Below are 12,070 nucleotides of genomic sequence, written 5' to 3' on the forward strand. Positions count from 1 at the left end.
AAAGATTTTAGGTGGCCATGGCGACGGGGCCCACCCCTTACCATTCCGAACAGGGAAGTTAAGCCCGTCTGCGCCGATGGTACTGCTACACCAAGTGGGAGAGTAGGCCGCCGCCTTTTTTTGAAAGCACTTACCATGTATATGGTAGGTGCTTTTTTTTTGTCCTAAACTCTTCATAAAAGAGACCTCCATTAAATATATCGATCCGACAACCTGTCACTAAATTCTACCTGGAGTTACGGGCTGTCATGGAATGGCACGCCTAGGGCGTGATCAGTTCCTGCGACCACCGCTACTGCACTTTGTTTGTGCCAATGGGCAGTCATTAATAGGCCTCCGTCTTTTTTTGAAGGCACTTGCCATGTATATGGTAGGTGCTTTTTTTTGGTTAGGACCCAGGGCAAGCCCCTGGCACGATCAATTCCTGCTTCCATGGCCACTGCACTTTGTTTGTGCCAATGGGCAGTCATTAATAGGCCGCCGCCTTTTTTTGAAGTCCCCCCGCCTACGATGAAGGGACTTTTTTTTGCCCTAAATCCAAGTACTTTTTCGGCTATAGTAAATTAACCATATTAAATTATCTAAATCTTATATTATAGTAATTTATTGGCTACTTCCAGCCAATTGTCGGCACGTTCATATCCTGTGGTATGTATATTGTGTGGGGAGGTAAACAATATTTTTCTGCCCTTAAAGTGTTCTAGATTGTAACTGCGATCATCAATTAAAATATCTCCAGATAGAATATGTTTGCTACCGCAGAGAATGCGATTTCTCCAATGTATAAAAGGAAAATGTTCGTCCAACCAGTCACTTTTTTCCCTTAAAGAATTAGGGTATTCCATTGCAGCCGAGGCTACATATAGATCATATTTTAAGGATAGTTCCTTTAAAACCTTTTTACTGTCCTTGATGGGTTTTAGGTCTCTAAAGAAACCATCTGTCCTGGCGTGACTCCTTATGCTAAATTGCCGTTCTTCCGGGACACTCTGCCAAACTTCCCGGCCCATGCAGTCCATTTCAGAAAGGGTTTCATTAAATTCCGCATTGTATCGTGTTATGTGTGCGTTATATGCATCGGCAAACACCTCGTCCATATCTACAAATAAAGTCATTGAAATAATTTTTAACTACGAAAATAACCATTTTCCTTTGAAGTAAGGAACCATTATATTCAGGTAAGATTTGAAATTGGAAGGAGAGAGGTTTAATTAAAGATGCTGGAGAGTTAGGGATAATTTTACTTCGATCGCTTTAGAGTGGTCCTGCCTTAAAAGGATGTTGCAGCAATAGTTACGTTGAATATGGTAGGTAATAATTAATCCTGCCTATTGTCCTTGTTGAAAAGTGCATCCATAATTAGTTTTATACTGTAAAAACCAAGGCTAATAGCGGCAATTGCCAATATTATACCAAAAATCAAAACTGGCCAATACAACGGATGGCCTTCATTTTTAAAAGCCTGATATATTACAAGAGGGGCTGTAAACATTAGGGCAATAGTATAGGCTATATATTTTAGGCCTTTTAGTAAAAGCGCTTTATTTGTTCTCATAGTGATGATATTAGGGATCGTCTTAAATTAAATGGATTATTTTTTTATTATAAGGGAGTCCGAAAAAGTCTGGCATACAGCAAAATAACCCAGCGCAAAATTAGTGCTTAATGAACCATTGCCTATATTATTAGTTTCGTTGGTAATATTAATGATATTACCTTTCACGGTGGTGGCTGGGCTACTAAAGGGGCCAGTGTCCGGTCCGCTCTGAAAAATTAATTGATTCATATAATTATAAAAATCCTGATCTACCCCTAAAATACTAATTATCACTTCCCTTTCTTCTTCTACTTTACTATCATAAAAAAATGAAAATTGAAATCGCTTTCCCTGATAAAATTCATCTTCTGTGACTAAATATTCGCCAAAATCAAAATCGAATAAATAATAATCGTCACGTTCCCCATTATCTGTAAAAGTAACAAGTACTTCTGTCTCATCATCTCCAAAAAGGGTAGTTGTTCCTTGCTTCAGAGAATCTATGGGAACGGCGGGAACATATTTGGTTTTGGCCAAATAGGTTTGGTTGTCGTGATTAATGCCGAGTTCCAATTCACCCCGTGTCAATTCTTCCAAATCCCATTCGTTTTCATAGATACCTGAGCCTGGAATAGATTCCAATAAGTTTAAAACAGCCCCTGATTGAATATTTCTGAGGGTAATTCCCAGTAGTTGGGCTGGTTGTACCTCTTCAAAGAACGAACTAGTTAAACTGGCCTTAATTCGTACTAATACCGATGGGTTGTCCATGTTTTCCAATCTGATCAAAGCATCAATGACCAATCTTGGCTCTTCGGTAGGAAGATCAACCTCAATCACATCCTGACAACCAAGAATTAAAAAATAAAGGGTTAAAAATAAAATGTTCTTCATTTCATTAGAATTTGAAATTATAGGTAGCTGCAGGTACCAAACCAAAGATGGAGGTCCGGACGGCTTCATTTACTCCGGTATCCCCATTGCGACCAAACCCGATCGAGGCTGCATTCCTTCTATTGTATAGGTTATAGATACTAAAAACCCATTCGGATTTAAGCTTTCGACCCTTGTTTTTTCGAGGTGTAAGTGTGGCAGAAAAATCGATTCTATGATAGGCAGGCAGCCGCTGCATATTTCTTGGACCATAATAAGGCACCGCTAAATTTTGGAATTCGAATTGGCCAATTGGATAATTGGTGGGTTGACCAGTCTGAAAAACAAAATTACTATTAAAGCTCCACTTTTCATTTAATTTATAATTGGCATATAAGGAAAAATCATGAGTTTTATCGTAAGGCGTATTATACCATTTTCCTGAATTAATCCCTGGTTCCGATATATTTCTGCCGGGAGTTTTTTGTTCCGATTTTGATAGGGTGTATGCTAGCCAACCCTGGAATCTCCCATGGTTTTTCCGTAGCAGGAACTCAAATCCATAAGCTCTGGCTTCCCCGTTCAGGATTACCTGCTCTATAGCATCATTCGCAATTAAATTGGCACCATCTATATAATCTATGCGATTTTGTATATCCTTATAAAAAACTTCTGTCTCCAATGAATAATCCCCGTTTTTTAAGTTCTTGAAATAACCCAGGGCGTACTGATCCAATAATTGCGGCTTTACAAAGGGACCGCTTGGTGTCCAAACATCTAGCGGAGTAGGGGAACTGGTATTGGAAAGCAGATGGAGGTATTGTGTCAATCTTGTGTAACTGGCTTTTATAGAATTATTAGTGTCCAGTGTATAGGCCAAGGCCAAACGGGGCTCAAAATGGGTAAAAGTTGACAAACGCTCATTTCGTTTGGGCTTAATTACATCTATGGGATCTGCCTCCTTATAGATTTGTAGAAATGGGTCAAAATAGACAGAGTTGTTTTCCTCATAGATATTGAGTTCTTCTTGACCTAAGCGCATGAAATTACTGAGACGTAATCCGTATTGTAAACGTAATTGTTTCGTAATGTCCTGCTCAATATCTACATATATTGCAAATTCGTTGGCATATTTTTGGATCAACTGATTTTCTATAATCCCCGATTCCGAATCACTGGGTTCGATCTTCCCAGGATTAAAGCGATAATATATATTATTGATTCCATAGTTTATTTGAAAATTATTGCTCAAATAATGCTTAAAATCGTATTTCAGATTGAAATTTTGGATTCCTGAATTCCATTTAAAGCCAACAAAATCGAGTTTTAAACCGTAGTAATAATCAGAATAGATTAGAGATAGATTAGAGAATAGTTTGTCCGAGAATAAGTGGTTCCACCTGAAATTAAGGACAGCGTTGCCATAGGTATTTACAAAACTATCGCTTATACCAAAAACATCCCTTCCAAAGTATCCCGAAAAATATATATTATTCTGCTCATTTAATTTAAAATTCAACTTGGTATTTAAATCGTAGAAATACGCGGTATTGTCAACATCGAAGAGCGGAAGGAACAGATGTGCGTAGGACGCCCGGCCACCAATTAAAAAGGCAGCTTGGTCCTCAATGATTGGTCCTTCAACCAAAAGCCTGCTGGCAACCGCTCCGATACCGCCATTAACTTTTAGCTCTTTACTGTTTCCTTCTTTTTGAAAAATCTCCAATACGGAAGAGACCCTACCGCCATAACGGGAAGGGATTCCCCCTTTGAATAGTTTTACATCCTTTATGGCGTCTGGATTAAAGACTGAGAAAAAACCGAAAAGGTGGGAGGAATTAAAAATAGTGGCCTCGTCCAAGAGAATAAGGTTTTGATCTACGGAGCCTCCCCTAACATTAAAGCCCGAAGAGCCCTCACCAGCATTGCTAACGCCAGGCAGTAGTAGAATAGACTTGATGATATCGGCTTCACCTAGAATAACGGGTATGTTCTTTATGGTTTCCACCGAAAGTGAGTTAACACTCATCTGTGGTTTACGGATATTTAATTTTTCCACATTCTCCGTAACGATCACTTCTTCGAGTTGCTCTGCAACTTCAAGCAATTGAAAGTTTATTTTTTGATCGTAGGACAGGTCTATATTTTGGACAATATCTTGGTATCCCAATGAACTTAATTGAACCTCGTAGCTTCCCTGGGGTAATGTAATAGAGTAGAAACCGTATTCATTGGTGATAACACCAGTACTTAATGATGGTACAGCAACAGTGACCCCGATTAGGGTTTCGTTACTGGATATTTCGGTAACCGTGCCACTTAACGTGAACCGCTCCTGGGAAAATATATTTACGGAAAAAATTAGTAGAATATAAAAAGGTAGAAATAGATTTTTCCCCATTAAAGGCAATTTTCCTTAAATGTATTGATAATTTTTATGATGGAAAAAAGTTTGCAATGACATTAAGCTAAAAGACCTTCTCAGAGGTTGAAAAGGTCTATTAATTAAAGTGATTATTTGTTTATATGGTTTCCAAAATGGAATTAAATGTTTTGCTAGGTCTCATGGCCCTACTTATAAGATCGGCGTCCGGTAAATAATAACCTCCAATATTGACTGCTGCCCCCTGGGCATCACTTAACTGTTTAAGAATTTCATCCTTCCCCTTGGAAAGCTTTTCAGCAATAGGGGTAAAAACGGTTTTAAGTTCTTGGTCCTTGTTTTGCTGGGCCAAAGCATTCGCCCAATATAGTGCCAAATAAAAATGACTTCCCCTATTGTCCAGTTCTCCAACTTTTCTTGATGGGGATTTGTCGTTTTCCAAAAATTGCTCGGTTGCCTTATCCAACGCATCGGCAAGGACCAATGCCTGTGTATTGTTGTTTTTTTCACCAAAAAACTCCAAAGAAACCCCAAGGGCCAAAAACTCGCCTAAAGAGTCCCACCTTAGATGTCCTTCGGATAAAAACTGTTGTACGTGTTTGGGAGCGGAGCCACCAGCGCCTGTTTCAAAAAGTCCACCGCCGTTCATAAGAGGAACAATGGATAACATTTTTGCACTGGTACCCACTTCTAAAATGGGGAAAAGATCTGTTAGGTAATCTCTTAGCACATTGCCGGATACCGATATAGTATCCTTGCCATCCTTAAGTCTTTCCAAAGTAAATACGGTAGCTTTTTCTGGAGACATGATCCTGATATCCAATCCAGAAGTATCATGATCGGTTAAATAAGAATTCACCTTTTTAATTAGCTCCAAATCATGTGCCCTATTCTCATCCAACCAAAATATAGCGGGTACATTAGTTGCTCTAGCTCTAGATACGGCAAGTTTTACCCAATCTTGGATAGGGGCATCCTTTACCTGGCACATTCTCCAAATATCTCCAGCCTCTACATTGTGCTCAACTAGAATTTTTCCGGAATTAACGTCAATTACGGAAACCTTACCGTTGGCTTTAATTTCAAAAGTTTTATCATGTGACCCGTATTCCTCCGCTTTTTGGGCCATTAATCCTATATTGGGTACCGTTCCCATAGTAGTTGGGTCAAAGGCACCATGTTTTTTGCAGAAGTTTATGGTCTCGGTATATATTCCGGCATAACTACTATCTGGGATTACAGCTTTGGTATCTTGAGCTTTTCCCTTGGAATCCCACATTTTACCTGAACTACGTATCATGGCAGGCATGGAAGCGTCAATAATAATATCACTTGGAACATGTAGATTGGTAATGCCTTTATCCGAATTTACCATGGCCAAGTTAGGACCATTTTTAATGGAATTTTCAATATCCGATTCTATTTGTTGTCTTTCAGTATCGGGAAGGACCTTTATTTTTTTAAGTAAATTTTCCAGTCCATCATTGGCATTGATTCCAATATTGTTAAATGTGGTACTGTGTTTCTTGAAAACATCGTCGAAAAATACTTTTACGGCATGACCGAAGATAATGGGGTCTGAAACCTTCATCATCGTAGCTTTCAAATGCACGGAAAGCAAGACTCCTTTTTCTTTAGCGTCTTTTACTTGCTCTTGTAGGAAGGTTATTAGTGCATTTTTACTTAGTACAGTGGCGTCTATTATTTCACCTTCCAGAAGTTTAATATTCTCTTTTAGTAAAACTTTAGAGCCATTGGTTTTAGTAAGTTCTATATTAATGGACGTAGGTTCCTTAAGTGTAACCGACTTTTCATTGGATTTAAAATCGCCATGAGTCATAGTGGCTACATGGGTTTTGGAATCTGAACTCCAGGCACCCATGGAATGTGGATGCTTCTTGGCATAATTCTTTACAGCTCTAGGTGCTCTACGGTCAGAGTTGCCTTCCCGCAAAACAGGATTCACGGCACTTCCTTTTATTTTGTCATATCTGAGCTTTACGTCCTTCTCAATATCATTCTTTGGATTATCCGGATAGCTTGGAACATTATAACCCTTACTTTGCAATTCTGTAATGGCTTCGTGCAATTGTGGAACGGAGGCACTTACATTGGGAAGTTTAATTATGTTGGTTTCAGGCATTTTGGCCAAATTACCTAATTCTACCAAATCGTCCGAAATCTGCTGTTCCTTTTTTAAATATTCTGGAAACACTGCAATTATTCTACCGGCTAGAGAAATATCTTTAAGTTGGACATCTATTCCAGCTGTTTTTGTAAATGCCTTGATAATAGGTAGAAATGATTGTGTTGCTAATGCAGGGGCCTCGTCTGTTTTGGTATATAAAATTTTTGGCATTATAATTAAGATTTTTAAGTTTAAGCGGAGCAAATATACAATTTTAAATATGCCAAATAAACAGGGAAGAGCTATAATATTGCCTAAATGTACAGGTGAAAAGAAGAGAAGGTAATATTCTTTATAATGAAGCTGATATTACATCAAAAATAAAAGCCATATCAATGTATAATTACCTTGATATGGCTTTCTAGAAATAGTTTACAAACTTGTTGTTTTGCTTTTTACAAAACGGCAACCATTGATTGCATTTGCGTCGCTATTTCAACGTTTGAAACATTTCGTCCTTAATAATTCAACCAAGCGACAAAAATGTTCCTCCTCAATGTTTAAATATTTGTTATTCTTAATGCACAACCTAGATTTCACACTAACAATATCAAAATATCCACAAATTCAACTACCTACTAAAGCAAGTAAATGATTTGACCGCAATTTATTATGTTGAACACAATAAAAGGACAAATAACAAGGAGATAAAGAACGTAAACTTTATATGACATTCATTAATCCGTGTAACGAATTACCAGCCACATATTAAAAGTAGCTAATATTTATTTAAAAACCAAGCATTGTAAAGGATTTATTATCAACATGTTGTAAACTTTAGTTTTAAACAAATGTTCATAAATGAAAAAAGCACCCTTACAATGAGTAAGGGTGCTTTTTCTATATTGACTATACTTATTAAGAGCGAACCTCTTTAATTCTTGCTTTTTTACCGGTAAGACCTCTAAAGTAGAATATACGTGATCTACGGACTTTACCTTTTTTATTGACTTCAACCTTTTGCAAAGCGGGCATATTAATTGGGAAAATACGCTCTACACCAACTGTTCCGGACATTTTACGGATAGTAAATGTTTCGGTTGCCCCTGATCCTCTTCTTTGGATAACAACACCTTTAAAAAACTGTGTTCTTGTTTTTTCACCTTCCTTAATTTCGTAGTAGACAGTAATGGTGTCTCCAGCTGAAAATTTTGGAAAATCTTTTTTCTGGACAAATTCGTTTTCTACAAATTTTAATAACTCTTCCATTGTAATTTATTAATGTTTGCTCAAGCCAACTTTCACGATTATCGTCAGAGGTTGATTTAATGGAGTGCAAAATTAATCAATTATTTATATTTTACAAGTGATTATGAACTTTTTATCGTAAATATCCACTAAAAATGTTCGGTTTGGCTATTCGACCATTTATTAGTGTATGTGGAATTTTAAGCATTTACATTGACGTCCGTTTGAACAAGCTATTAGATTATATAACGGGACTATTCACTTAGCAAGTCGGGACGTAGCTGTTCTGTTCTTTTGTAAGCCTCGTCTTCCCGCCATGTTTCTATCTCAGGAAAGTTACCGCTTAGTAAAATATCTGGAACTTTATATCCCTTATACTCTGCAGGTCTGGTATATACGGGTGGGGCAAGCAAGTTATCTTGAAATGTATCTGTAAGGGCCGAGGTTTCGTTGTTCAGTACTCCCGGGATTAACCTAATAACGGTATCGCAAAGCACTGCTGCCCCCAACTCTCCACCAGACAATACATAATCGCCGATAGATATTTCCCTGGTTATAAATAGATCTCTGACCCGTTGGTCTACACCCTTATAGTGGCCACATAGAATAATTACATTGTTTAGCAAAGACAGCCCATTGGCTATTTTTTGGTTCAAAGTTTTTCCATCCGGGGTCATATAAATAACTTCATCGTATTCGCGTTGACTTTTTAATGCAGAAATACATTTGTCGATGGGCTCGATCATCATGACCATACCGGCACCGCCTCCAAACTGATAATCATCAACCTGATTGTAGCTTTTATCGGTATAATCCCTTAAATTATGCATATGCACTTCCACAATGCCTTTTTCAATAGCCCTTTTTAGAATGGACGCTTCAAACGGACTTTTAAGTAATTCCGGCAATACGGTAATTATATCTATTCGCATGGGTAAAATAAATAACAATTAATGTTTTTTCAAGGCGTGTTCAAAAGTAGTGAAATTAGCAGCAATCCTCTATATTTAAAATTTGGTCCTGTTATTTAGGATGTTATGATTAGGCTCTTAAATAATTGTAAGATTTATTTTCTACAGACCCAATTACAAATAGGATTATCAGAAAAGTTACAAGATGGCATGTAATTCCAAAAAGCTAATAGTCAAATTTTGTTGTTGGCTTAGCATTAGAAAAACATCACAAAACTATTTAAATCCTGACCCAAATGGTTTAGGGCACTTCTGACATTGTTAAAGCCAAAAAAAAATAGGCTCCATTTTTGGAGCCTACCATATTATTTGGATTTTTTGTGTTTATTGATCTCGTCTTGGAGCTGCCTGCTAATTTTTTGCTCCCTTTCCAGAGCTCTTCGTCGGTGGTCCTCATATTCGGTTTCCACTTCTGCAAGAGTTGATTTAGCTTCTTGGGTAAGAATATTGCTATTTCTGAATTTATATATAAAAAATAATAGAAACAGTAATAATCCAGCGATAATAGTCCAAAGGATAAAATTGTAGGTGCTTTTTGCCACTAGAATTCCTAAAAACGACATACTATCCTTTTCCTCTGTAACAGAAGAAAGGTTGTTTGTGGTTTCTGCCAATTTTTTGTTCAATGATTCAATTGTTTCAACATGACCTGTAATAGTGCCATTGAGTTCATTGACCTTTTTATTAAAGGCATTAATAGAGTCCAGTACATTCTGTCTCAATTTACCCAAGTTAAATTCTTTTACAACCTCATACCTTATACCATCGGCTCTATAATTACCTGATTTTTTGGAGACGTATTCAAATTGGGAACTAATTGGGCCTTCATCCAAGGAAAGTTTATCTTCCTCCTCGGAATCTTGGGCAAAGTGTAGGTTAAATGACAATAGAGCCATTACGATAAAGAGTATTCTCGATATTTTCATTTATGTAATTCTTATTGTTAATAATGATTTAGAGAGGGCTAAAATACTTTAATATTCCCATAATTAAAAAAAAATGGATTACAACGTACTATTTACCAATTAGGATAACCGACTATTTTACAATTTATTATGTTCAAATTAAATTATTAATAATAAGTTTTACTGCGGACTTTTACAATGTACTTTGCAAGATGTCATAAATAGCCGGTGCCGAAGTTTCAACTATACCTGTTTAATCCAGTTCGATGTTGAGGGGGTACTTTAATTGTTTCACCAGTTGCCTTCCTGTGCATATTTTATAACTGTGGTTTTTAATGCTACTTACTATTAATCAGTTTCGTGATTGCCTTTCTCTTACTGCTTCGTAATCTAATTCTTTTTCATGTAATTGAGCAGTGATCATAGGTTTTGTGGATTTAATGGGTTTTGTATAAAATTATAGATTTTAAACGTTTTCTTTAAAATAAATGCATAAAAAAAGCGCCCCGGTTGGGGCGCTCGTCTATATCTTCGTTTTTATTGTATTATTAGGCGTTCTTTTTCTCCTTTTTTATTCAACATGGTAATACTTGCTCTATCATATCTAGAAATTTTACCAAATTTGCTTTTGGCATCCTGAATATTATTTATTTCATCATCCCCAAAGGAAAGTAAAACCTTTCCTTCAAATCCATAATTTCTATATGTTTCAGGGACACCAATAATCTTAACCCCTTTCTTGGTCTTAAAGCTCTTTTTCTCATCCTCGGTCAAGTTTTTGACCTCAAAACCCAAAACAGGAATTATGATGGTTTGTCTTTCTTTAAGCATTACGGGGAAATCCATGCGCTCTTCGTTACGCAATACGGTAACCAAAAGCTCATCTCCTGGTCTTTTGGAAGATATATAGCCTATTAGGTCCGCGAATTTGTGAATTTCAACATTGTCGATGTTTTTTATAATATCGCCTTCTTTTAAATCGGCATCAAATGCACCGGAATCTTCCTCGACACCAGCGATATAAACCCCATCAATTTCGTTTATGCCATTTTCAACGGCATACGGACTGTTCATGGGGACGGTATTGATGCCTAGAATGCCTTTCTGTACATTGCCGTATTCCATGATGTCCTCTACCACTTTTTTTGCAATATTACTTGGTACTGCAAAGGAATACCCTACATAGGAGCCGGTTTGTGAGGTAATTGCGGTGTTGATTCCTATGAGGTCACCATTGGTGTTTACCAAAGCCCCACCGCTATTCCCAGGATTAACAGCTGCATCTGTTTGTATAAATGACTGATCCAGACTGGCCAATGCCCTAGCTTTGGCACTAACGATTCCAGCTGTAACCGTGGAGGTTAAATTAAAGGGATTCCCGACAGCCAACACCCATTCTCCCACCTTGGTGTTGTCCGAATCTCCAAATGCCAGATAAGGTAATTGCCTGTCAACCGCAATCTTTATAAGGGCAATATCCGAATTAGGGTCTGTGCCGATTAGCTCAGCGTCATACGTTTTGTTATTATTTAATGTAACCTGCAATTGATCGGCATTGGCAATTACGTGGTTGTTAGTAACAATATAACCGTCCTGTGAGATAATTACTCCAGAACCAGTTCCTACCTGAGGTGTTTGACTGCCGCTGTAACCGTAAAAATACTCCATTATACTGGATGGGCCTTTGCTTGCAGAAACATTTTTAACGTGTACTACAGCATTCACAGTGTTTTGTGCCGCTATTGTAAAATCAATTTCGTTAATGCCAGATCCCTTTGCAGAGGTTGCGGTGTAACTAGTTGTAAACATCTTTGCCCCGTTTTCCTCCTGGATTACTGCATAGTTGGGTTTCTCTAAAAAAAGTTTGTAAGCACCTAAAGTAATAGCACCTGCAAAAACAGCGACCAATAATAAACTTCCAAATCTCTTCATAAAAACATTTTTTTAATTTGCTCTTGTAAAATTAACATAATTCTATACCAATAATTCGGGTTTAACGCGTTTTTAACTGATAATAAAACCTTA

At 37.3% G+C, this 12,070-nt stretch carries 10 protein-coding genes and 1 rRNA gene; 1 reads left to right on the forward strand and 10 read right to left on the reverse strand.

Features of this window, described 5'->3' with window-relative positions:
* Window positions 1-7 precede the first annotated feature (7 nt).
* Window positions 8-119: ribosomal RNA gene (gene rrf, locus CWD90_RS15475) — 5S ribosomal RNA — on the forward strand.
* A 117-nt stretch (window positions 120-236) separates the two neighbouring features.
* Here the strand turns inward: rrf and CWD90_RS15480 are convergent.
* The 10 genes from CWD90_RS15480 to CWD90_RS15525 form a co-directional block, all read right to left on the reverse strand.
* Window positions 237-434 (reverse strand): hypothetical protein, encoded by a 198-nt coding sequence (locus CWD90_RS15480; protein ID WP_103476989.1) that lies wholly within the window; start codon window positions 432-434, stop codon window positions 237-239.
* A gap of 159 nt (window positions 435-593) precedes the next feature.
* Window positions 594-1,115 carry a 5' nucleotidase, NT5C type gene (locus CWD90_RS15485; protein WP_103476990.1) on the reverse strand — a complete coding sequence of 174 codons (522 nt, stop codon included), beginning with the start codon at window positions 1,113-1,115 and terminating at the stop codon, window positions 594-596.
* A gap of 203 nt (window positions 1,116-1,318) precedes the next feature.
* A complete protein-coding gene (locus CWD90_RS15490) occupies window positions 1,319-1,555 on the reverse strand; it encodes a DUF6095 family protein (RefSeq protein WP_103476991.1) in 237 nt (78 codons plus the stop codon).
* Between the two features lie 36 nt (window positions 1,556-1,591).
* A complete protein-coding gene (locus tag CWD90_RS15495; protein ID WP_103476992.1) occupies window positions 1,592-2,431 on the reverse strand; it encodes a DUF4249 family protein in 840 nt (279 codons plus the stop codon).
* A gap of 4 nt (window positions 2,432-2,435) precedes the next feature.
* The gene (locus CWD90_RS15500; protein WP_103476993.1) at window positions 2,436-4,811 is read right to left on the reverse strand and encodes a TonB-dependent receptor; all 2,376 of its coding nucleotides are present in this window, start codon (window positions 4,809-4,811) and stop codon (window positions 2,436-2,438) included.
* A 121-nt stretch (window positions 4,812-4,932) separates the two neighbouring features.
* Window positions 4,933-7,152, reverse strand: coding sequence for an NADP-dependent isocitrate dehydrogenase (locus CWD90_RS15505; protein WP_103476994.1), 2,220 nt, complete (start codon window positions 7,150-7,152; stop codon window positions 4,933-4,935).
* A 687-nt stretch (window positions 7,153-7,839) separates the two neighbouring features.
* Window positions 7,840-8,190, reverse strand: coding sequence for a 50S ribosomal protein L19 (gene rplS, locus CWD90_RS15510; protein WP_103476995.1), 351 nt, complete (start codon window positions 8,188-8,190; stop codon window positions 7,840-7,842).
* Between the two features lie 233 nt (window positions 8,191-8,423).
* Window positions 8,424-9,101, reverse strand: a complete 678-nt coding sequence (trmD, locus tag CWD90_RS15515; RefSeq protein ID WP_103476996.1) for a tRNA (guanosine(37)-N1)-methyltransferase TrmD — start codon at window positions 9,099-9,101, stop codon at window positions 8,424-8,426.
* Between the two features lie 344 nt (window positions 9,102-9,445).
* Window positions 9,446-10,066 carry a tRNA (guanine-N1)-methyltransferase gene (locus CWD90_RS15520; RefSeq protein WP_103476997.1) on the reverse strand — a complete coding sequence of 207 codons (621 nt, stop codon included), beginning with the start codon at window positions 10,064-10,066 and terminating at the stop codon, window positions 9,446-9,448.
* Between the two features lie 516 nt (window positions 10,067-10,582).
* Window positions 10,583-11,977, reverse strand: a complete 1,395-nt coding sequence (locus CWD90_RS15525; RefSeq protein ID WP_103476998.1) for a S1C family serine protease — start codon at window positions 11,975-11,977, stop codon at window positions 10,583-10,585.
* Between the last annotated feature and the right edge of the window lie 93 nt (window positions 11,978-12,070).

This window comes from Arenibacter catalasegens (assembly GCF_002909235.1).
Lineage (GTDB): Bacteria > Bacteroidota > Bacteroidia > Flavobacteriales > Flavobacteriaceae > Arenibacter > Arenibacter catalasegens.